Origin of the sequence: Sphingomonas leidyi (assembly GCF_011761945.1) — a bacterium.
GTDB classification, from domain to species: Bacteria; Pseudomonadota; Alphaproteobacteria; order Sphingomonadales; family Sphingomonadaceae; genus Sphingomonas; species Sphingomonas leidyi.
In genome coordinates this window covers 962,566-986,774 of the sequence record NZ_JAASQV010000002.1, presented here as the reverse complement: position 1 = coordinate 986,774, position 24,209 = coordinate 962,566, and the positions used below count along the sequence as shown (strand labels likewise).

Here is a 24,209-nt window from a genome sequence, read left to right as displayed (position 1 = left end):
GAATCGCAGGCGCTCGCCTCGCCGCCGCTCCAATCACTCGAAGGGGTGCCATGCGCGTTCCGAATACCTCGTTGGTCCTCTCCGCCCTGCTGCTCTCGGCCGCGACGACACTCGATGCCTGGGCGCAGATCGCGCCGCCCCGGTCGGCCGGCACGCCCTATGCCGCGCGCAACCTGCCCGATCGCATCGTCCTGACGCCGGGCGGGGATCCCACCCGGGAAATGGCGGTCGCCTATCGCACCGATGCCACCCAGCGCGTCAGCGAGGCGGAGATCGCCGTCTCGGTCGACGGCCCCACGCTGTCCGAAAGGGCGGTCAAGGCAATCGGCGCCAACCCGCCACACGCCAAGGAAAGTGCCAACGGTTCCGCCCTGTACCACCAGATTCGGTTTACGGGGCTCAAGCCGGATACCGTCTATGCCTATCGGCTGAAGGGCAGCGCGGGCTGGAGCGAATGGCTGCAATTCCGCACTGCCGCCGCCGAGCCGAAGCCTTTCCGCTTCCTCTATCTCGGCGACATTCAGAACGGCATCCTCACCTATGCCAGCCGCGTGATCCGGCAGGCATTCCATGCAAATGGCGGTATCGAGCTCGTGCTGCACGCCGGCGATCTCGCGGCGCAACGCGACGATCTCGACCATGACGACGAATGGGGCGAGTGGAACCAGGCAGCGGGATATAATTATGCGATCGTCCCGCAGATTCCTGCCACCGGCAACCACGAATATGTCGATGTCGTGCTGCCGAACGGTATGGAGAGCCGGAAGCTCGGGCCCTATTGGCCGCTTCAGTTCGCGCTCCCTGCGAACGGCGCGGAGCCGGCCAGGGCAACCACCTATTATGTCGATTATCAGGGCGTGCGCTTCATCGTGCTGGACGGCACCTCGGCGATCGACCTCGGCACGATGGATGCCCAGACGCGCTGGCTCGACGCGACGCTCGCGTCGAGCAAGGCGAAATGGAATGTGGTGCTGTTCCACCAACCGGTCTTCACCTGTGCCCGCCCCGAGGACATCGCCGAGATCAAGTCGGCATGGAAGCCCGTGTTCGACGCGCGCAAGGTGGATCTCGTGCTGCAGGGACATGACCATTGCTACAGCCGCCTGACTTCGGAAGCGGGACGGGAAGCATCGGCATCGGCGCGCAGGAACGGCGCGATCCAGGGGCCGGTCTATCTGGTATCGGTAACCGGCTCGAAAATGTATGCGCTGAACGACCGCTCCCGTACCCAGCCCGACAGGATCGCGGAGGCGACCGAGCTGTACCAGGTCGTCGACGTTGCGGGCGATCGTCTCCAGTTCCGCACCTATACGGTGTCCGGGAAGCTCTATGACGGGTTCATGCTGGAACGCGGCGCGGATGGCCGCAATCGCCTGATCGAGTTGCGGGAGCCGATGATCGCGGTTCGTACGTGCACCGGCATGATCGGTCCGGACGGGGGCACCTGTGTCGCCCGCGCAAAATAACGCACCGGACGCGGCGGGCCCGATGGAGTTGCGCTTGCCGATGGCCGGCTTTCCCCATCCTCGCGGCCCGCGGAAACATTCGCCTTTCGTTACGGGTACGCAATATCTCTTCCTCACCCGATCCCGGGAAAGAACGGTTCCAAGTCGAGACGCGTCAGGCTTGGAGGAACGGAGAGGCAGGCGCGATGAGGCCGACGGGGCCCAAGGCGCTGACAGACGAAGCTCGAACAACGCCGCCATCCCGGTCTCTCGAAGGGCGGTTCGGGCGCCGAGACCACAGAGGATCCAGCCGACTGCTTGAAGTCTCGTGCCGGCTTTGGGGCTGGCCGGCACGAGAGGGCGATCAGCGCGCCTGGGCGAGCGCGACGGCGTCAGGGCCCGCGGGGAAACGGAGCTGACCCCGAGTATCGTGAACCGCATCCCAGACGCCTTGCGCGACATCGATCTCCGAGGTCGTCATGGCCGGCTTCCCGAACGCTTCGAGAATGGGGCGTGCGAAGTCCGCATACCCACCGGGAAGCAGGTCCTCGACCGGGATGATGGCATTGGCCCCGAAGCGAGTGGTCGGGGCATAGCCAGGCTCGACCAGCTTGGCGCGGATATCGAAATAGCCGAGCTCGATTGCGAGCGACGCCGTGAATCCTTCGATCGCCTGCTTGCTGCCGGTATAGGCGGCGGCGAGTGGGAAATCGCCCAGAGCGACGCTCGAGGTCACATTCACGATCGTGCCGGCGCGGCGCTCGCGCATCTGCGGAATGAATGCCTGGCACATCGCCATGACACCGATCGTGTTGGTCTCGAAGAGCTGTCGGACGAGCGACATCGGCATCGCCTCGAAGGCACCGACGCCGCCGACCCCGGCATTGTTCACCAGGACATCGACCGGGCCGGCCTTCTCGACCAGGACCGCGATGCTTGCTTCGCTCGTGACGTCGAGCGGCAGGATCCGCAGCCGTCCGGTGTCCCCGACGAAGGACGCCGCTTCGGGACGGCGCATCGTCGCGATGACGTCCCAGCCCTTGGCGAGGAACAGTTCAGCCGTGGCCTTGCCATAGCCCGACGAGGTGCCGGTGATGAGGATCGTCTTGGTCATGTCAGTCTCCTTGGGGATCGATGACCGGGAGATAGACAGGGAAGCCGATACCTTATATAACTCAATGTCCATAATTTATTACGGATCGTCCAAACCATGGACCCCTTGAGCGATATTATCTCCTTGCTTCGTCCGAGCGCCGCCGTGTCGAAGCCGATCTCGGCCAAAGGGCGCTGGGGCGTCCATTACCACGCCCATGACGCACCCGGCTTCACGATCATCGTTTCGGGCGAGGCGTGGTTGACGTTCGACGGAGAAGATCCCCTTCGCCTTGAACAGGGCGACTTCCTGCTACTGCCGAGCACGCCGGCTTTCTCGCTGGGGAGCGAACCGGGAATCGTCGGAGCCCCCGCCGCCCCGCGCTCCGAGGCGGTGCGGCACGGCGAGCCGGAGGGCGAGGCCGACTTTGTCGCCCTTGGCGGCAGCTTTTCCTTCGAGCGCGTCAACGCCCCTCTCCTGCTGTCGCTATTGCCCGAACGCATTCACATTCCGGCTTCGGACGGGCGCGCGACGCGTTTCGGTCGATTAATCGATTTGCTCGCCGAAGAATGCGCGACGGATTACCCAGGCAAGGAACTGATCCTCCACCGCATGCTCGAGGCGCTGCTAGTGGAGGCTCTGCGCTGGAGCAGCCTGGCCAGCCGGTCCGTCCCGGCCGGCTTGCTGAGCGGGATGCGGGATCCGGCATTGGCTCGCGCGCTGCAGGCGATCCATGCCGATGTCCGCGCCAGCTGGACCGTCGCCGAGCTCGCCAGCGTTGCCGGCATGTCGCGGTCCGCCTTCTCGGCCCGCTTTGGCGACGTTCTGGGCTGTCCGCCGATCGAGTATCTGGCTCGCTGGCGCATGGCGATTGCCAAGGACGCGCTGGCGCGCGGTATCAAGACACTCGACCGGATCGCCGAGGATATTGGATACGAGTCCGCGAGTGCATTCAGCACCGCGTTCCGCAAGCGGCTAGGGTGCGCGCCCGGCAAGTTTGCCCGTGCTGCAGGCTGAACCGGACACGCAGCCAGCCTGCCCCCGGCCGAGATCTCCAAGGACAGCCGGGTCGGTCAATCGGTGCCACGATCGAATATCTCCACTGATCGCCCGAACCTCCCAGCGCAACCGATCGGAGAGCTCGTTCGGCGCTCGGCGCCCGCCCTCCTCGCAGATCGCGCTCCGGCGGACCTCTTCTGGGAGGAATGGGTAGGTTCCGGAGCAAGCGGCACTTCGGTGCCCTCGCTATTGTCTATGGCGAGGTCTGCTGGGAGCCGGTGCTGGTGGATGCGATATGGTCCGGTTCGACCGGATTGATGACGAGCAGCAGCCGCGTCGCTCCCGCAGTGGCGATAGGGGGCGATCGATGCAGGATATGCGGCACCTCCGCCGACAGACGTCCCTTGAACAAGCCCACCGCCCCGGTCTTCATATCGAAGATATTGTCCGGCTCGTCCGCGTAGATCCACTGGGTCGCCGGTCCCGACACGGTCATCAGTAGGCGCGCGGTCACCATATCGGCGTGAAACTTTCGGCAGGCGTCGGTCTCGACGATCTCCAGCCGGAGCCGGATACGATCGCAAGCCATGATCTCGGCGAAGATGCGGGTGAGGCCAAGCGTCTCTTCGCCCAGGAGTTGGCCAATCCGGGCCGGGTAGCCCGCCTCGATCAGCGCTCCGGGAATCAGCTGGCCGCAATCCGCGACGTCCATGTTCCGGTCGATGTCGTCGATCTGGTCCCAGGACAGGTCGTCGACTGGCTTCAGTCTCGCTGGCCGGGGTCGGTCCCAGAGCGCGAGGTGGACGCTGTCGTTGCGGATGGCGGCGAGGATCGACTCGCAATTGGCGATGGCGGCGGCTTCCCCGTCCGAAAAGCCCATCGTCGACTTCAGCACAGCATTCCCAACCATCCGCAGCGATCCCTTGTGGGAGCCTTCGATCGCGAAGCTCCGGGTTGACGCCCGCAGTAACCGCCGCCATGGCACGATACAAGATATCATATCATGCCATTGGAGCGGGGAGCCATTTGTGAAGCATGTGATTTGGGGATTGGGGCTGGCCGTCATCGGCGGGACGCCCGTATCGGCACAGGGCGTCGCGGACGGCACGCCGGTTACGCAGCCCGAAGATGCGCTCGTGGTCACGGCGAACCGCACGCGCGAGAAGCGCGAGAATGTCGCATCGTCGATGGAGGTGGTTACCGAGGCGCAGCTCGACCAGACCGTCGGCGTCACCTTCCTCGATCAACTCAAGAAGAACGCCGGGCTGGACGTGATCCAGTATCCTAACGGCTTGGCGGGGATCGGCATGCGAGGGCTCCGGCCCGATTTCGAGTTCACCATCAACCCACGCACGCTGGTGCTGGTCGATGGCCGTCCTTCGGGCTCGACCAGCTTCACCACCATTTCGCCGGAAAGCATCGCGCGGGTGGAAGTCCTTAAGGGGCCGGCTTCCGCACTCTATGGTGCATCGGCTGTCGGCGGCGTGGTCAATATCATCACGCGGCGCTCGTCCGGGCCGCTCGCCGGATCGTTCAACATCGGCGGAGGCAGCTTCGAGACGATCCGCTCGGGGATGCGCCTCGGCGGCGACCTGGTCGGCGGCACCGACTTCGATCTCGAGCTCGGCTACGTCAACCAGATGGGCAACTTCCGCCTGGGCGGCGGCGAGAAGCGCCCCAACAGCGACTTCAGCCGTGCTTCCGGCCGGCTGCGCGTCGGGAGCAACCTCGGCCCGATCGTGCGCATCGACGGCAGCGTCGACTTCGCGGACCTGGACAATGATGCGCCCGGGCCGCGCTCCTTCAACCCGCAAAGCCGCTCGGCGACGGGCACCAATCGCGTCAGCGGCGATATCCGCGTGGGGATCACGCCGCGGAATCACGCGATCCGCCTGGTCGCCTATGCCTCGCGCGAGGACTACACCTATTTCGAAGTGCCGGCGGCGGCGGTGCGCTACCAGTCCAACAACACCGTCACCACCTATCGCGGCGCCCAACTGCAGGATAGCTGGCAAGTCTTCGCGCCCCTGCGGCTCACCTATGGCTTCGACTGGCAGAAGGTCTGGGCCGACAGGCTGTCGCACAATGCGAACGGCACCGGCAAGGCGCCTTCGTCTCCGAACGAAAGCCGCGAGACCAAGGCGGTGTTCGCGGAGGCCGGGCTCAACCTGTTCGGCGAGCGCGTGATCCTCACGGCGGGCGGCCGCTATGACTGGCTTACCGTGGCGACCCGGGCGACGCCCTTTCGGGCCAACTTCACGCCGGGCAAGGCCGATTTCGGCGTGTTCAATCCGCGCGGCGGCGCCGTGGTCAAGCTGGGCGCGGGCTTCCGCGCGCACGGCACGATCGGCCGTGCCTTCGTACCCGCCCAGGCGATCCAGCTTGCCGGCGAGAGCGAGGAGTTCGCCGGCATCCAGCGCCGCGTGACCTTCGGCAACGCGGATCTCAAGCCCGAACGCAACACCACCTGGGACGCCGGCTTGGGCTTTGCGCGCGGCCTGCTGAGCGCAGACGTCACCTATTTCGACGCCCGCACGCGCAACCGCATCACTACGGCGATCGTCTCCGAGACCCCGACTCTGCGCCAGACGAGCTATATCAATTCGGACAAGTCGCGGATGCGCGGGATCGAGGGGCAGTTCGCGCTCGACGCCGGCGCGGCGCTGGGCGTCGCTCCCGGGCGCTTCAGCCTGAACGGCAGCGTCACCCGCATCCTCAAGGCAGAGGACATACTGCCCTCGGGCACCGCCACACCGATCCGCAACGTGGCGAACTGGAAAGCCACCGGTTCCGCCACCGTCAATGCCGGGCCGGTCTCCGGCACGGTGACCGTGCGCTACAATGGCGACCGGCTGGATACCGACAACAGCCAGGGCAGGATCTTCACCAACGGGGCGGGCGGGCTGTTCACCTATGACCGTTTCACCACTGTCGACTTCAGCGGCCGTTGGCGGGTGACGCCCAAGGATACGCTGCGCCTCGAGGTCGCGAACGCCTTCGACATCAACTATTACGAGAAGGCCGACTACGCCATGCCCGGGCGCACCCTCTATGCCCGCTATGTGCGGAGCCTCTGAGCATGTGGGCGAAGGAAGCGCTGGCAGCGATCTCGGATCTGCTGTTCCTCCCCGTCGTCGTTGGCCTGCTCGGCGTCGTCGTCTGGACGGTGCTGGCGATCGGTCTGTTCGCGCGCAGCTATATCGGTCGCCTGCGCGGCCGGCGCCCGGCGCGGGATCGCTATCGCACCGCGATCGATGCCGCCCTGACCGGCAATGCGCATGATGACGAGCTTGCAGTAGAGGAAGTGGTAGCGCGGGCAGAGAGCGATGCCGCGCGGTCGCTCAATATGGTCCGCTTTGCCATCCGCGTGGGGCCGTCACTCGGGCTGATGGGCACGCTGATCCCGATGGCCACTGCGCTGTCGGGGCTGGCGAAGGGCGATCTCCAGATGCTCGCCTCCAACATGGTGATCGCCTTTTCGAGCACCGTCGTCGGCCTGGCGGTGGGCGTGGTCGCCTATCTGATCGCGATGGTGCGCGAGGGCTGGGCACGCAGCGATCTCGACGCGGTGCGCTTCCATGCCGAGCGCGCGCTGCGCCGTGAAGAGGACAAGGCGTGACGCGGCGGCGTGCCCTGCGCTTCGTGCGGCGCCGCGACGAAGGCAGCTGGCAGGAAGACCCCCTGTCCGGGGTTGCCAACCTGTTCGACATCAGCCTCGCCTTCATCGTGGCGATGGTGGTCGCGCTCTATTCGATGATGGGCGCCCCCTCGATGCTCGATCCGCAATCGTCCTGGACGATGACCCGCACCACGGCAGACGGGCGCATGGAGATTGTCCGCAAGGACGGCAAGACGATCAAGGTCGAGAAGGTGAGCGACAGGAAGCTGTCGGGCGATGGAGACCGGCTGGGCGTCGCCTATCGGCTGCCCGACGGCAAGGTCGTCTATGTGCCCGAAGACAAGGCCGGAGCCGCCAAGTGAGAGCGATCGTGGCGTTGTTGCTGTTGTTTTCGGGGTTCATGGCGCCGGCTTCCGTGCAGGCGCAGGGGGCGCGGCCGCGTATCGCCTTCGTCTCGATCCATATCGCGGAAATGCCGACGATCGCCCGTGCCGCGGCAAAGCGGGTCGAGGGCAGTATGGCAATCGACTTCTTCGGGTTGGGCGGAGGCTTGCTGCCCGGCATCGAAGGAGTGGATCTTGGTTCCTATGATCTCGTCCTGATCGATGCCGCCGGGCCGCGCCTGCTCAACTTCTCCGAGCAGATCGAAACCGCCAAGCGGCGAACCAAGGTGCTGATCGTCGGCGCCGGCACGCCGATCACAGGCAATGTCGATCCCGCGCAGCATCCCGATGTCGCACGCTATTGGGACAACGCGACGGAGGACAATTATGCCGGCCTCTTCGCCTATGCCGGCGCGCGCCTGCTGGGCCTGCCCCTTGTCGTGCCGCAGCCGCAGGTCTTTCCCGATCTCGCCCTGTGGCACCCCGACGCGCCCAAGCCGTTCGCGACATTTCCCGACTATCTGTCCTGGGAGGCTGGTCACCTGCCTGGTGCAGGCACCCGGCCGCGCATCGGCATTCTCTTCTATCGTAGCCTGGTGCTGGCGAACAATGCGGCGGTGGTGTCGGCGCTGATCCGCGAAATCGAGCAGCAGGGTGGCATGCCGGTGCCGATCTGGCGCGAAGGCGGCCGCGATCTGGCGTCCTCGCTGCTGGGCGGTGAGCGCCTCGATGCGCTGATCCTCTGCGCGAACCGGCTGGATTATGCCGACGCGAAGGCCGGCGCGGCGGAAGCCGCCCGGCTGGACGTTCCGCCGCTGATGTGCGCCACCGATTATCGCCGCACGCCCGAGGCCTGGCGCAAGAGCCTGGGCGGGTTCGCGCCGGACCAGACCGGCGAGCTGGCACTGAGCGAGCTGGAAGGCATTGTCGAGCCGGTGGCGGTCGGTGCCCGCGCCGTCGCACCGGACGGCACGGTCGGCTATGTCGCGCTGGCGGATCAGGTGCGCTGGCGCGTGGCTCGCGCAATGGCCTGGGCCCGGCTCCACCGGCTGCCCAATGCCGAAAAGCGCATCGTCATTCCCTATCACAATGAAGAGCCGGGCGAGGCCGATGTCGGCAGCGATCCGGACAGCTATATGGACGCGCAGGAGAGCATCGTCGCGCTGCTCACCCGGCTACGCGCCGAGGGCTATGATGTAGGCCCCGATCCAATACCCGATGCCGCAACCCTGTCGAAGCGCATGGCCGAGGCGGGTTCGAACACCCGCACCGGCGATATGGCGGCGCTGCGTACGCGGATCGCCCAGGGCGCAATCGCCGTCCCGCTCGCGACCTATCTCGACTGGTATGCCATGCTGCCCGCCGATGTCCGGCAAGCGACCGAGGCCCGCTGGGGCCCGCCGCCGGGCAGGATCATGACCGTGGATGGCCAGATCGTCATCCCGGCGCTGCGCTTCGGCAAGGTGACGCTGGTCGCGCATCCGATCTGGGGCGTCCAGGCCGATGCCGGCGCGCTCGCCGCCAAGGGCGCCCTGCCACCGCATCACCAGTATCTCGCTTTCTATCTCTGGATGCAGAGAGGCGAGCACGCCGACGCTTATCTGCCGATGTTCACCCAGCTTTCGCTGATGCCCGGCAAGCAGGAAGGCCCGGCGGCGGACGATGCGGTCGGCGTGCTGATCGGCGCGTTGCCGCATATCCAGCCGCTGCCGCTCCAGGCCAATGGCGGGGTAGGCAACAAGCGCCGCACCCAGGCAGTCACCATCGGCTTCATGCCCGAGATCGTGCGCGCCGGACTCAACCCGGACCTGGCCGCGATCGCGAAACTGCTCGATGGCAAGCCCGCCGACCAGCGGTCGGTCCGCGACGCCGCCATCCGCGCAGGGGCGGCGGGCGCACTCGGCCTCGATCCCGCAAGCGCGCCCTGGCAGGCTCTCGAACCCGCGCTTCGCCGCTATCTCGAGGAGGCGGCCGGCGCACCGATGCCGATGGGTGGCCATATCCTGGGTCGGGCGCCCGATCTGGCAACCGTGGCAAGGCTCGTCCAGGCGATGCTGGCCGGCAACGGGGGCACCGCGCCCGATCTCGCCGCCGTCACCCGTTCACTTGCCGGCGATGACGCTGCGCTCGCGCCGGAGATGGCAGCGCAGGCGCGCGACTATGCCGCACGGCTGGCCCAGGCACCGAGAGAGATGGACGCGGTCGTCGCGGCGCTCTCCGGCGGCTATGTCGCGCCGGGGCCGATGCAGGATGCGATCCGCAATCCGGATGCGCTGCCCGCCGGGCGCAATCCCTATACGCTCGATGTCCGCGCGATCCCGACCCCGGCCGCCTGGGCTACGGGAGCAAAGCTCGCCGACGACATGATCGCCCAGCACCGCGCCCGCACCGGCAAGCCGCCGCGCAAGGTCGCCTTCGTCCTGTGGTCGGGCGAGACCGCGCAGAATGGCGGCACCAGCGAAGCCCAGATCTTTCGCCTGCTCGGCGTTCGACCGGTCTGGAACAGCCGCGGCCAGGTGGTGGACGTGACGCTCGAACCGCGCGCGGCGCTTGGCCGGCCTCGGGTCGATGTGCTGGTGACCACCTCGGGCACCTATCGCGATCATTTCGGCGACAAGCTCGGTCTGGTCTCCCGCGCGGTCGCTCTGGCCTCGGCTGCCGGCGAGCCGGACAATCCGATCCGCGCCGAAACCCAGGCGCGGGCTGCTGCGCTCCGCCGGGCAGGCGTGCCGGCGGAGGTCGCCGAGCGTCGCGCGCTCCGCCGGATATTCTCCACCGCACCCGGTGCCTATTCGCCTTCGACCCAGTTCGCCAATCGGGAAGGCTGGAGTCCGGAGCGGATGAACCGGCTCTACGAGGCGCGGCTGGGCCATGCCTATGGCGATGGCAGCGACGGCGAGGCGGACGGCGCCGCGTTCGCCGCCAATCTGGAGCACGTCGATGCGGCCGTGTTCGGTCGTTCCTCCAGCGCCTATGGGCTGCTCGATACACCGATGCCTGCCGCCTATCTCGGCGGGCTGGCGATGGCGGTGCGCCAGCGCACCGGTCGCAACATCGAGACCTATGTCGCCAATGGTCAGGTTGCCGGCGAAGCGCGGATCGAGACGCTCGACCGCTTCTATGCCCGCGAGCGCGACAGCCGGTATCTCAACCCCGAATGGATCAAGGGCATGCAGGCGAGCGGCTATAATGGCGCGCGCTACATGGCCGACCTGACGGACTCGATGCTGCTGTGGGAAGCGACCAAGCCCGATCTGGTGACCGACCGCGATTGGGAAGCGGTGCGCGACGTCTATCTGCACGATCGCTATGATCTGGGCCTCGACCGCTTCTTCGCCGAAGCCAATCCGGCTGCGCGTGCCAAGCTCGTCGCGGGAATGCGTGACGCCATCGAGCGGGGGAACTGGCATGCCGATGCCGCCACTCGCCGCGAACTGGGGATGGAGGCAGCGGCCATGGCGCCGGCGCCGGATGTCGGTTCGCTCGGCCATGTGCCGGGTGCGAGCCGTCCCACCGCGGGTGGTGGCAAGATACCGGCGCGAGCGGCCCCGGCATCGCCTTCGAATGCGGTGTCCGGCTTCGAGTTGGTGCCAGAGCAGCGCACTCTCAGCCCCCAACCCGCAAGCCGGTCGTGGACCGAGCTGTTGGGGGCGCTGGCGACGCTGCTCCTCGTTTGCGGCGCAGGTTTCTCGGCGAGACCGCGATGGTAGCCAATGGGCTGGGGGCCGAAGGGGAACTCGATCGATCCTGCCTGGGCGATATCCCGTGCTGACGATGTCGTCCAAGGCAAAGGGGCCATTCCCGCTGCGCCGGAACCAGTGCCAAGCACCCGACCGCTCGGCCTTGCCGGGCAAGAATACCGTGCCGGTTCCCGCAAGGGGATTGAAATGGGAATATCCGGCGCACCCAAAGGCCGTCAGCTGGGCTCTGGCATAGGGACTGATGCGTTCTCCGCAAATCTCGAAACCAGATCGATCGCGGAGAGACCCTGCGCCACCCACGAACGGAAGTCGTCGACGAGCAAGCGAGTCGCGCGGACGCGTGAGTTCGGCGCATCCGCGATCTCGACATAGCCCGCTGCGGCCGCCGCACGGATCATGCCGCGAACATGGGCGCGGGTGGTGGCGCTGCGCTCGGCCGCCATCGAATAGAAGCCGGCTTCGCTCCAGCCGCCGGGATTGTCCTGCGCCGCGCGCATGAGCGCAGCCAGCACCCGCGAGCCGCCGGCCTGATGCATGAAGGAATCGACCGCGAGATGCTCGACCATGTTGTCCCGGGCGAGCCCGAGGGTCTTCAGCGAAGCGGCACGGTAAAGGCGATGATAGTTCGGGTCGCCCGATATCGCAGCCTGATAGCGGGCCTCTTGCGGCATCATCAGCGCGAGCGGCGCGTGGAAGACGACCGTCCATTCGCGATCGATTTCCAGCATGCGCGGACCGGGGTGCAAGCGATGGCGCCGCTTGTCTCCGGGCATCGGCGTCTCGATCAGATGGCCGTCACTGCGCATTTCCTCGACGAAACGCCGGATGCGGCGCTCCGTCCCCAGCCCCAGCAACGCTCCCAATTGGGCCAGGCGCCCGACGGTAAGCCAAGTGTCCGGCCTGTCCTCTTCCGCCGCCATCGCGATGCAGATCGCAAGCATGAAGGTTACGGCCCGGCCATATTCGGAGAGTTCGCGCACCAGCCGCCGGTCGTCGCCATAGAGATTGGCGAGGCCGTCGATCAGGTTCGACACGGCATCGTCGAAGCGCGGATGCCGCGCGATGTCCTCGGGCGAGATATAGGGCGGGAACAACGGGCAGGCTGGGGATTCTTCCGTCAATCCAGGATTCCATCACGTGAGACACGAGAGCGATATCGCTGTGTTTACAGGATTTTCTCGATCGGAGAACCCCGTGATCGACCAGATCGTACCAACTTGTTCCGTTGAGCGGCCTGCCTGCCGCACCTAAGGCCTTCCCCTAGGTCAAGCGACGGCCGGGGGCAGCGCGGATCGGGGTCAGCGACCCGATCCGCGTCCGTGCAGACGAATTTCGCATGATCGCGACCGAATTGCCACGCGCAGGCCCGTGCCTGCGCGAGAGCCTTCGCGCGCCCTGCGCGCGACGGCGAAGAACAGGGGAAGTATCGATGACCGCCGCCACCAAGCGCAACGTCCGCCGCACCCTGCTGGCCTCCACCGCGCTGATCGCCGCCGCCGCGGCGCTGCCGGCGCAGGCGCAGACCCAGATCGCATCGCCGCAACATGGCGGGGCGATCGCCGGCGCCGGCGCCGAGACGGTAGAGGACAACACCCCCGCGGGCGGCGGCATCTTCGTGATGAGCGCCGGGGCTCCGATCACGTTCACCGACGTGACGATCGCGAACACCACCGGTGCGGGCCCCACGGTGGGGCAGGCCGCGAACGCCATCGGCCTGGTGAACACCAATCCCACGTCCCAGTCGATCACGCTGAACGGCTCCAACAGCTTCGCGACGACGCAGTCGGGCGGAACGGCATTCCGGGCGCAGACCCTGAACGGGGACCTGACCCTGACGCTGAACGGCGGGACGCAGCGCTTCTCGGGCACCGACGGCCTGCATCTCCGGGCGATGGACGCGATCGACGTGGTCAACAATGGCGGACCGCTCACCATCTCGGCGACCGGCGGGGCCGGCGTGTACAGCCGGGCCAATAACGGCGCCGCGACCCTGAACCTCGGCACAGTGAGCGTCGCCGGGGGCGCGAGCACCGGCATCTATGCCTATGGCTATGCCGGCGCGAACGTGACGACCGGCGGGGGCACGATCTCGGCGCTGACCGGCATCGATGCCCGTTCCGCGGGCGTGACGACGATCCTCTCGGGCAGCACGATCATCGGCACCGGTACGGCCCAGTCGGTCGGCATTACCGGCTTTGGCGAGAGCTCATCGTCCGCCCGCTTCGACATCACCTCCAACGGCGCGATCAGCAACGTCAACACCGGCATCTATTTCGAGAACCGGATGGGGCTCGCCGGGAACGTCATCCGCGTCAACGCGAGCATCGATGCGGTTTCGGCCGGCATCGATACCGGCAGCTCCACCGCGACGGACATCCATGTCGGCTCGGACGCCACCGTCCAGGGCGGCGTATCCGGCATCGCGCGGAGCAGCGCGGGAACGACCAACAACAGCGGGACCGTCCGCGGCGGCGTGGGCATCACCAGCACCGTGGCATCCTCGGTCGTGAATTCGGGGTTGATCCAGGGCTCCACCTTCGGCGTCAATTTCCTCGCCGGCGGCACCCTGACCAACAATGCCGGCGCCACGATCAACGGCGGCGGCAACGGCGTGAACGTCGCCGGCGCGGCCGGCACGATCGAAAATCGCGGCACGATCGGCGTGGGCAATGCCGCCGGCATCATGCTCAACGCGGGCGGCACCGCGACCAACTACGGCACGATCAACGCGAGCGGCAACAACAGCACCGGCCTGCGCAGCACCGGCGCGGCCTCGACGCTCGACAATCGCGGCACGATCACGGCGAACATCGGGATCCGCACGGACGCGTCGGGATCGACGCTGAACAATTCCGGCACGATCAATTCGACCAGCTTCGCGATCTACGTGCCCTCCGGCACGGCGACCCTCACCAATTCGGGCAGCGTCAACGGCGCGATCGGCGCGACCCTCAACGGCGGCGGCAGCATCACCAACACCGGTTCGCTGATCGGCGTGTCCTACGGCATCACTTCCGCGGGCGCCGCGACGACCGTGGTCAACAGCGGCACCATCTCGGGTGGCTCCGGGGCGATCTCGCTGTCGGCCTATAACGATATCGTCACGCTCAATCCGGGTTCGGTGACGATCGGCTCGATCAGCCTCAGCAGCGGCGACGATACGCTCAACATCATGACCGGGGCGACCTTCGGGGCGCTCGCCGGCGGCGCCGGCACCGATACGCTGGTGCTCGGCGGCACGACCACCGGCACGCTGGACCTGGCGAACGTCGCGACCTTCGAGATCCTCAACAAGGTCGGCAGCGGTACCTGGACGCTGAACGGCGCGGCCGCGAGCCCGGCGATGGTGATCGGCGCCGGCAACGGCACCCCGAGCGGCACGCTGGTCTTCAACGGCAGCGGGCTCACCGGCGCGATCACCGTCAACGGCGCGATCCTCCGCGCCACGAGCGCAGGCGCTTTCGGCACCGGCAGGATCACCGCGATCGACCCGACGATCCAATATGGCGCGACCGGCACCTATACGAACCAGATCATCCTCGCTTCGGCCGACCCGACAAACGATCCCACGCGGCTCGAGGCGGACAGCGGCGTGGTCGCCACGCTCACCGGGCAGCTCCTCGAACAGGGAACGGGCCAGCCGCTGGTGATCGGCGGATCGGGGACGATCGTGCTCACCAACCAGAATAATTTCTGGAGCGGCGGCACCCGGATCCTGGCCGGGGCGACGCTTCAGGGAATGGGAACCGCGCTGGGCAACGGCTACAACCCCATCGCGAACGACGGCACGATCATCTTCGACGAAACCGGCACCTACACGCAGATCGGCGCGATCTCCGGCAGCGGCGGCGTGGTGAAGCGGGGCAGCGGCATGCTCCTGTTCAGCAGCGCGAACAACTATGCCGGCGCCACCACGATCGAGGCCGGAACGCTGCAACTCACGAGCGTCGGCGCGCTTTCCGGCACCTCCGGCATCGCGCTGACAGGCGCGACGGCGGTGCTCGACAACAACAGCTCGGACGGCGCCGTGCTGAACAACCTGTCCGGCGTCGCGGGAAGCCAGGTGCTGCTGCGCGGCAAGAGCACCACGCTGGCGAACAGCGCGAACACGATCTTTGCAGGCACGCTCAGCGGCACTTCCTCCGGCGGGATAACCAAGGCGGGATCGGGCACGCTCACTTTGTCCGGCAACAATTCCGGCCTCACCGCGCCGCTGCTGATCAGCGCCGGCACCATTGCGCTGATCGATGCCGGCTCGCTGGCGAGCGCCGGCTATATCGCAGTGAACGGCGGTGGGTTCGACATCTCCGGGGTTGGCGGTACCGGCACCTCGATCAACGATCTGCGCGGCTCTGGCGGCTCGGTGATCCTGGGCGACAAGCGGCTGACCATCGTCAATGGCAGCTACGGCAACAGCTATGCCGGCGTGATCTCGGGCACAGGCGGTGTGACCCTGTCGAGCGGCATCGCCACCTTGGCCGGCGCCAACAGCTATTCGGGCACGACCGTGATCGCGTCCGGCGCGCAACTCAATCTGAGCGGCGCGGGCTCGCTCGCCAATTCGGACGTGACGGCCAACGGCTTCTTCCAGCTGCTGAACGCCGACGCGACGGTTCGCAGCCTGTCGGGCGGCTCGCCGATGAGCGCCACCTTCATCAACGGGAACACGCTGACCGTCACCCATGGCGGCACCTATGCCGGCCAGCTCAACGGCAGCGGCACGCTCTCTCTCACCGGCGGCACCTTCGTCTACACCGGCAGCGGCGGCCCGAGCACGATCGCGCTCAACGGCGGCAACTTCACGCTGGGTGACGGCGGCACCAGCGGCTATGTCTCCGGCACGCCCTTCGTGCTCAACGCCGGCACGCTGACGATCAATCATTCGGACAATTATGCGGTCGGCTATACCGGCGGCGCGGGCAACTTCGTCCAGGCGGGCACCGGCCTCACCCAGTTGTGGCACAACACATGGACCGGCACGACCACTGCGGCCGCGGGCATCCTGCAGCTCAACTATGGCGACGCGATCGCCGACACCTCGGATCTGATCGTCCTGTCCGGCGCCACCGCGCAGCTGTTCGGCGGCAGCGAGACGGTCGGCAGCCTGTCCGGCGCGGGCGTCTTCGACCTGAACGGCAACGGGCTGACGCTCGGCAATGGCGGGAATTTCTCGGGCCTCATCCGCGACAGCTATTCGAGCGGTTCGCTCTCCGTCCTCGCAGGCACGCTCACGCTCACCGGCGACAGCAGCTTCGCCGGCACGACCTATCTGCACGGCGACGCCAATCTCACGCTCGGCAATGGCGGCACCAGCGGCTCGCTGGCCGGCCTCATCTCGTTCGGCACCGGCACGCTCACGATCAATCGTTCGGACGGCATGACGATCAACGGGCTGCTGGGTGCCGGCCGCCTGGTCCAAGCGGGGGCCGGCACCACGCATCTCTCGGGCACCGGCGGCTTCACCGGCGCCACCGTGATCGAGGCGGGTACGCTGTTCCTCGATGATGGCCAGGCGTTGCGCGGCAGCAGCTCGGTCGCGCTCGACGGCGCCGGCAGCGTACTCGATGCCAGCGCCACTGCCACCAGTGCGGCGATCAACAACCTCTCGGGCGTGAGCGGCAGCGTGGTCCGCGTCGGCATTTCCGGACTGGCCCTGTCGACCACCCAGGATACGAACTTCGCCGGCACCTTCGACGCACCGGCGCCCAACGCAATCAATTTCGGCGGCACCGCGACGCTCACGCTGACCGGACAGAGCGACGTGCGGCGAGCCGGCATCGCATCGGGGACGCTCGCAATGTCGGGTGCCGGCACGCTCGGCGCGTCCACCGATCTGCAGATGTCGGCGGGCGCCACGCTCGACCTGACTGCCCGTACCGGCGGCACCTATGCGCTCGCCAATCTCGGCGGCGCGGGCGGCACGGTCAAGCTCGGCAGCAATGTGCTGGCGATCGGCAACGCCGTGCCGGGCCACGACTTCGGCGGTGCGATCCAGGGCAGCGGCGGTGTGCATCTGAGCGGCGGCAACTGGGGGCTGGCGGCCGGCCAGGCCTATACCGGTGCCACGACGATCGATGCCGGCGCCACACTGGCGCTGTTCGGCGCGGGCAGCTTCGCCAGCGGCAACGTCGCGGTGGCGGGCACGCTCGATCTCCAGCGCATGAGCGATACGCTCACCTTGGCCACGCTCTCGGGCGCCGGCACGGTCACGCTCGGCAACCGGAGCCTGGTGATCAACGGCAATGGGGGACAGAGCGACTTCGCCGGCACCGTCACCGGCGGCACCGGCGGCGTGACGATCGGCTCGGGCATCCAGCGCGTGACAACGAACTGGACCAATAGCGGCACCACCCGGCTGCTCGGCGATGCCAGCCTGATCCTGGGCAATGGCGGCACCGGCGGCTCGGTCGGCGGCCCGATCGTGCTCGAGACGGGTACGCTCACGGTCGATCGTTCCGATGTGGCGTCGATCAACGGCCTCAGCGGCGGCGGCACCTTCGTCCAGGCCGGCACCGGCACGACCCTGGTGACCAACGCCTATGGCTTCACCGGCGATGCGGTGATCCAGAGCGGCACGCTGTCGCTCAACGACAGCACGTCCTTCTCCAATGTCGCCTCGGTCTCGCTCACCGGCGCCGGCACGGTGCTCAAGGTCGGCCAGAGCGGCTTCGGCGCCACCAACATCCACAACCTCTCGGGCGTGGCGGGCAGCACCGTCCTGATCGGCTCCAAGGGCCTCTATGTCGGCAGCAACGCCTCGACCATGTTCGCCGGCACGCTCGACAGCCTGGGCGGCGACCTGACGCTGGGCGGGCCCGAGACGCTGACGCTCACCGGCTGGAACGCACTCAACCGGATCAACCTGAACAGCGGAACGCTTGCGCTCGCGGGCAATGGGAGGCTCGGCGACACTGCGCGGCTGTTCCTCCAGGGCGGCACGTTCGATGCCTCGGGCGTCTCCACCCAGATGGCGCAATTCGCGTCGCTGGGCGGCGATCGGGGCATCGTGGCGCTCGGCGGCGCCAGGCTGACGCTGCTCGACGCCAATGACCATTTCGGCGGCACGATCACCGGCACGGGGGGGCTGACGATCGCGGGCGGCAACCTGATGCTGACCGGCGCCAGCAGCTATAGCGGCGACACGGTGATCGACAGCGGCGCAACGTTGGCGCTCCGCAACACCTTCGACTTCAATACCGGGGACGTGCTCACGTCCGGGTCGATCGCCAATTCGGCGGTGACCGTGAACGGCTTCTTCGATCTCGGCAACCTGGTCGGCAACGCCAGGGTGGCGTCGCTCTCGGGCGGAGGAAGCGTCCAGCTCGGCTTCGGCGACCTCGATGTCGGCGGCGACAATGCCGACACCAGCTTCTCGGGCGCAATCCTCGGCCCCGGCCGCGTCCGGAAGGAAGGCACCGGCACCTGGACGCTGAGCGGCCAGAACGAATTGTCGCGCCTGCTGGTGTTCGACGGCACCGTCGCGCTGGCCGGCGACGGCACGATCGGCGCCGATGCCGAGGTCGCCATCGCCTTCGGTTCGCTCGACATCTCGGGCATCACCGCCGACAGCCTCGCCATCGGCGATCTTTCCGACAATGGCGCGGTACATCTGGGCGGCAAGACGCTCGAGATCACCAATGGCTACCAGGTCTATGGCGGCGTCATGGACGGCACCGGCGGCGTGCACATCCTGGGCGGCGACGGCCAGTTCAGCGCCACGCAGCTCTACACCGGCACCACCACCGTGGATGCGGGGGCCGGCCTCTATCTGCTCGGCTTCGACGGCGCGCTGACCGGCGCGGCGCAGATCGACGGCACGCTCGACATCAGCCTGCACGCCGGCGCCGCACGCATCGGCGGACTGAGCGGCAGCGGCACGGTCCTGCTCGGCACGAACAGCCTGACACTGACCGGCGGCGGCAGCTTCTCGGGCGAGGTTTCCGGGGATGGCGGCCTGATCTTCGCGGCGGGCAGCAGCACGCTCGCCGGCGCCAACAGCTATGCCGGGACCACAACGATCGACACCGGTGCGACGCTGGCGCTGCGCGGCACGGTCGGCGCGGGCGCGGTGATCGCGAACGGCGCGTTCGACATTTCGGGCGCGGCCGGCGACGTCACCATCGCCAATCTCTCCGGCGGCGGCACGGTGGCGCTCGGCACCAACGACCTGATGCTGGGTGGCGACAATCTGGACAGCCTGTTCTCCGGCGTGATCGGCGGCAGCGGCGGGCTGGTGAAGACCGGCACCGGCGTGCTGACGCTTTCGGGCGCCAACCGCTATACCGGCCTAACCACGGTGCAGGACGGCACGCTGCGCCTCGGCGCTGCCGGCGTACTCGCCGACGATTCGACGCTCGAGGTGCTGAACGGCGCCACGCTCGACATGAACGGCTTCGACGAGACCGTCGCCAGCTTCACCATCCGCGGCAATCTGGTCGGCGCCGGCACGCTCACCGCCGCGCTCTACAATTTCCTCGGCGGCACCATCGACCACGACTTGGGCGGCGGCGCGATTCACCAGATCTCGGGTACGACGCTGCTCAATGGCAGCTCGGCGGGGTCGGCGGTGCATGTCGAGGGCGGCGCGCTGGTGCTCGGCGCCGATGATCGTCTGGCCGATACGGCGCTGGTCACGATCGCGAGCGGCGCGACGCTCGACCTCCAGGGCTTCGGCGACACAGTCGGAAGCCTGGCGCTGGCCGGCGTGCTGAACGGCACCGGTACACTGACCGCGGGCACCTATGCGCTCGATGGCGCGCTGGTGAACGCCAATCTCGGCATCGGCACGCTCGTCCAGCATTCGGGCCTTTCTCTGCTCAACGGCACCGCCGTCACCGAAGTGGTGCGCGTCGATGGCGGCACGCTCCGACTCGGCGCGTCGGACCGCCTGGCAGACACCAGCGCGGTCGCGGTCGGGACGGGGGCCACGCTCGACCTGCAGGGCTATAACGACACGGTCGCCAGCCTCGCGCTCGGCGGCACGCTCGCGGGGACCGGGACGCTCACTGCCGGCACCTATTCGCTCGACAGCGCAACGGTAGGCGCCAACCTCGGCGCGGGCACGCTGGTCCAGCATTCGGGGACCTCGTTCCTGAACGGCAGCGCCGCGGCCGAAGTGGTGCGTGTCGATGGCGGCACGCTCCGGCTCGGCGCCTCGGATCGCCTTGCCGACACCGCCGCGGTCACGGTGGCGAACGGTGCGACGCTCGCGCTGCAGGGCTATGGCGACACGATCGGGACACTGGCGCTGGCCGGCACGCTTTCGGGCACCGGCACGCTGAGCGCCGGCACTTACGCGTTGGACGGCGCGACGGTGGGCGCGAACCTCGGCGCAGGCACGCTGGTCCAGCGTTCGGGGACTTCGTTCCTGAACGGTAGGGCCGCGGCCGGGAACGTGCGCGTCGATGGCGGCACGCTCCGGCTCGGCGCCTCGGATCGGCTTGCCGACACCGCCGCGGTCACGGTGGCGAACGGTGCGACGCTCGCGCTGCAGGGCTTCAGCGACACCGTTGGGACACTGGCGCTGGCCGGCACCCTCGCGGGGACCGGGACGCTCACTGCCGGCACCTACACGCTCGACAGCGCGACACTGGATGCGAACCTTGGCGCAGGCACGCTGATCCAGCGCTCCGGCACGTCGTTCCTGAGTGGCATCGCCCAGGCTGAAACCGTGCGCGTCGACGGCGGCACACTCCGGCTCGGGGCCTCGGATCGGCTTGCCGACACCGCCGCGGTCACGGTGGCGAACGGCGCGACGCTGGCACTACAGGGCTTCAGCGACACGGTCGGGACGCTGGCGCTGGCCGGCACGCTTTCGGGCACCGGCACGCTTGCCGCCGGCACCTACACGCTCGACAGCGCGACACTGGATGCGAACCTTGGCGCAGGCACCCTGGTCCAGCGCTCGGGCATTTCGCTGCTGAACGGCACCACGTCCGCGCAGACCGTCGAGATCGACGGCGGCACGCTCCGCCTCGGCGGCTCGAACCGCCTTGCCGACAATGCCCTGATCATGGTCGCATCCGGCACGACGCTCGATCTGCAGGGCTTCAGCGACACGATCGGCAGCCTCGCGCTCTCCGGCACGCTTTCGGGCGCGGGCACGCTGTCCGCCGCGCGCTATACGCTGAACGGTGCGACGGTGAACGCCAATCTCGCCGGCGGGACGCTTGCCCAGGCGAGCGGCACCTCGATCCTCGCCGGCACCGCGACCGGCACCAATGCCGTCATCGCCGGCGGCACGCTGCGTATCGGCAATGGCGGCACTGCGGGCTGGCTGACCGGCGACGTCGCCGTGAACGGCGCGCTGGTCTTCGATCGCAGCGACGCGGTGACCTATGCCGGCGCGCTCTCGGGCAATGGCAGCGTCAGCCAGGCGCAGGGCAGCCTCACGCTCAGCGGCGGCAGCGGCGGCTTTGGCGGAACGTTCACTGCCTCCGGCGCCGGCCTCGCTGTCACCGGCCAGTTCGGCAATGCGGACGCGCACCTCAACGTCGCGAGCGGTACGCTTTCGGGTGCCGGCAGCATCGGCGGCACGGTCACGCTGGCCGACGGCGCGCATCTCGCGGGCATCAGCGGATCGACTCTGTCGATGGGCGCGCTGGTGCTCGGTTCGGGCAGCATGGTCGACATCACGCTCGGCCAGCCTTCGACCAGCGCGCTGTTCGCCATCGCCGGCGACCTCACGCTGGACGGCACGCTCAACGTCGCCACCCAGCCGGGCTATGGCACGGGCATCTACCGCCTCTTCTCCTATGGCGGCGCGCTCACCGACAAGGGCCTAGCGCTCGGCACGGGAACCGGCGACCTGTTCGTCCAGACCGCCAATGCCGGCCAGGTCAACCTGGTCAACAGCAGCGGCGTCACTCTGTCCTTCTGGGACGGCGGCATCGCCGCCAACCACGACAATGGACGGATCGAGGGTGGCAGCGGCGCCTGGAGCCTCGGCACACGCAACTGGACCGACGCGAACGGCGCGCTCAACGGGCCGATGCAGCCTGTGCCGGGGTTCGCGGTGTTCCAGGGCAATGGCGGCACGGTCACGATCGACAATGGCGCGGGCCAGGTGGGCGCGACCGGCATGCAGTTCGCCGTCAGCGGCTATACTCTCGCCGGCGGCGCGCTGGCGCTGTCGGGCGACCAGGCGATCGTCCGCGTCGGCGACGGCACCGCCGCGGGGGCAGGCATCGGCGCCACCATAGCCTCGGCGCTCACCGGCGCCGCGGCGCTCGTCAAGACCGATCTCGGTACGCTCACCCTTACCGGCGCCAACAGCTATGCCGGTGGCACAATCGTCCAGGCGGGCACGCTGATCGGCAATGCCGCCTCGATCCGCGGCAATGTCCAGAATGCTGGCACGGTCGTGTTCGACCAGGCGGGCAATGCGAGCTTCGCCGGCACGACCGGCGGGGCGGGCGGCTATATGAAGTCGGGCGCGGGAGCCTTGACCCTAACCGCGGCGAGCAGCGGCAACTGGCGGGTCACCGGCGGCAGCCTGGTCTCCACCTCGACGCTGTTCACCGGCAATCTCGATCTCGGTGCCGGCACCAGCTTCGTCTTCGACCAGGCGGTGAACGGCAGCTATGCCGGAACGCTCACCGGCGCGGGCAGCGTGCTGTTCCGCGGCGGCGGCACGGTGTTGCTCACCGGCAACTCCGCCGGCTTTGCCGGCGTCACCACGATCGGCAGCCTGCTCTCGGTCAACGGCACGCTGGGCGGCACGATCGACGTGCTGGCTGGCGGGCGCTTGCAGGGCAATGGCACGATCGGCGCGAGCCGCATCGCCGGCACGGTCGCGCCGGGCAATTCGATCGGCACGCTCACCGTGGCGGGCAATCTCAGCTTCCTCTCGGGCAGCACCTACGAGGTCGAGGCGAACGCCTCCGGCCAGAGCGACAAGATCGTCGTGAACGGCAGCGCATCGATCCAGAGCGGCGCGGTGGTCAGCGTGCTCGCGGCGGACGGCAATTACGCGGTCAACACCAGCTACACGATCCTGACCGCCACAGGCGGCCTGACCGGCACCTTCTCGAGCGTGACCTCGAACCTCGCCTTCCTGACGCCGAGCCTCGCCTATGGCGCCAACGCAGTGACGCTCAGCCTCAAGCGCAACACGATCGACTTCGCCTCGGTGGCGCAGACGCGCAATCAGCGCGGCGTTGGCACGGCGGTCGAGGCACTGGGCCTGGGCAACACCGTTTACGACGCAGTCGTCGCGCTCACCGCGCCGGAAGCGCGCGCGGCCTTCGACCAGCTTTCCGGCTCGGACTATGCCAGCATGCGCGGCCGGCTGTTGGACGACAGTCGCTTCACGCGCGAGGCGATGCTGGCGCGCGGCGACCTGGCGGGCGAGGAGGGCCTGTCGGTCTGGGGCACTGCCCTCGGCAATTGGGGCTCGATGCACGACGGCGCGCTGGCCCAGGGCTATGACCGCGATCTCAAGGGTTTCCTTGCAGGCTTCGATGCCGGGTTCGGCGGCCATTGGCGCGCGGGGCTGGTTACCGGCTACGACGCGAGCGAGCTGCGCACCGGCAATGCCACACACAAGGCCGATACCTATCATGCCGGCGGCTATCTCGCTGGCAGCTACGGCATCGCCTCGGTCCAGCTCGGCGCTGCCTATGCCTGGAACGATGTCCGCTCGCAGCGCCGGATCGGGTTCGGCGGGCTCCACCAGGCGCTGGGCGATCGCTACCACGCCAATACCGCGCAGGTGTTCGGCGAAGTCGCGGTCAAGGGCGAACTCGGCGGCGTCGCGCTCCAGCCCTTTGCCGGCCTGGCCTGGGTCCGTCTCCAGGGCTCGGACATCGCCGAGCAGGGAGGGGCGGCCGCGCTCCATGGCGGGCAGCGTGACCAGAGCATGACCTATGGCAGCTTCGGCCTGCGCACCAACATGGCGCTCGGCGGCGGCGCGCTGCGCTTCAAGGGCTCGGCGGCGCTACGCCACGCCTTTGGCGACACGGTGCCGGT

Annotated in this window: 9 protein-coding genes and 1 pseudogene; 7 read left to right on the top strand and 3 right to left on the bottom strand. The window is 68.0% G+C overall.

The window, feature by feature from the left end; translation table 11 throughout:
- The first annotated feature begins 50 nt into the window (after positions 1 to 50).
- Positions 51 to 1,466, top strand: coding sequence for a purple acid phosphatase family protein (locus tag FHR20_RS14520; RefSeq protein WP_167300278.1), 1,416 nt, complete (start codon positions 51 to 53; stop codon positions 1,464 to 1,466).
- 343 nt (positions 1,467 to 1,809) lie between these two features.
- Here the strand turns inward: FHR20_RS14520 and FHR20_RS14515 are convergent, their stop codons facing one another.
- The gene (locus FHR20_RS14515) at positions 1,810 to 2,559 is read right to left on the bottom strand and encodes an SDR family oxidoreductase (protein ID WP_167300277.1); all 750 of its coding nucleotides are present in this window, start codon (positions 2,557 to 2,559) and stop codon (positions 1,810 to 1,812) included.
- A 96-nt stretch (positions 2,560 to 2,655) separates the two neighbouring features.
- Here FHR20_RS14515 and FHR20_RS14510 point away from each other — a divergent pair, with 96 nt between their 5' ends.
- A complete protein-coding gene (locus FHR20_RS14510; RefSeq protein WP_167300276.1) occupies positions 2,656 to 3,555 on the top strand; it encodes an AraC family transcriptional regulator in 900 nt (299 codons plus the stop codon).
- 235 nt (positions 3,556 to 3,790) lie between these two features.
- Here FHR20_RS14510 and FHR20_RS14505 read toward each other — a convergent pair whose 3' ends face one another.
- Positions 3,791 to 4,432: a DUF1826 domain-containing protein gene (locus tag FHR20_RS14505; protein WP_341786451.1), complete on the bottom strand. Its 642-nt coding sequence runs from the start codon at positions 4,430 to 4,432 to the stop codon at positions 3,791 to 3,793.
- A 133-nt stretch (positions 4,433 to 4,565) separates the two neighbouring features.
- On the opposite strand from FHR20_RS14505, the gene FHR20_RS14500 reads away from it, so the two are divergent.
- The 4 genes from FHR20_RS14500 to FHR20_RS14485 are packed head-to-tail and all read left to right on the top strand — an operon-like array spanning position 4,566 to position 11,249.
- On the top strand, positions 4,566 to 6,614 hold the full coding sequence (locus FHR20_RS14500) for a TonB-dependent receptor (RefSeq protein ID WP_341786450.1): 2,049 nt from the start codon (positions 4,566 to 4,568) through the stop codon (positions 6,612 to 6,614).
- Positions 6,615 to 6,616: 2 nt separating this feature from the next.
- The gene (locus FHR20_RS14495) at positions 6,617 to 7,156 is read left to right on the top strand and encodes a MotA/TolQ/ExbB proton channel family protein (protein WP_167300273.1); all 540 of its coding nucleotides are present in this window, start codon (positions 6,617 to 6,619) and stop codon (positions 7,154 to 7,156) included.
- Positions 7,153 to 7,518: a DUF2149 domain-containing protein gene (locus FHR20_RS14490; protein WP_167300272.1), complete on the top strand. Its 366-nt coding sequence runs from the start codon at positions 7,153 to 7,155 to the stop codon at positions 7,516 to 7,518. Before FHR20_RS14495 ends, FHR20_RS14490 begins: the two co-directional genes overlap by 4 nt.
- Entirely contained in the window at positions 7,515 to 11,249 is a 3,735-nt protein-coding gene (locus tag FHR20_RS14485; protein ID WP_167300271.1) for a cobaltochelatase subunit CobN, read from the top strand. The genes FHR20_RS14490 and FHR20_RS14485 overlap by 4 nt, the downstream gene beginning before the upstream one ends.
- Before the next feature lie 206 nt (positions 11,250 to 11,455).
- On the opposite strand, the gene FHR20_RS14480 is transcribed toward FHR20_RS14485, so the two are convergent.
- Positions 11,456 to 12,361, bottom strand: coding sequence for a hypothetical protein (locus FHR20_RS14480; RefSeq protein ID WP_167300270.1), 906 nt, complete (start codon positions 12,359 to 12,361; stop codon positions 11,456 to 11,458).
- Between the two features lie 215 nt (positions 12,362 to 12,576).
- Here FHR20_RS14480 and FHR20_RS14475 point away from each other — a divergent pair.
- A pseudogene (locus tag FHR20_RS14475) lies at positions 12,577 to 22,539 on the top strand (beta strand repeat-containing protein); the annotation flags it as partial.
- Between the last annotated feature and the right edge of the window lie 1,670 nt (positions 22,540 to 24,209).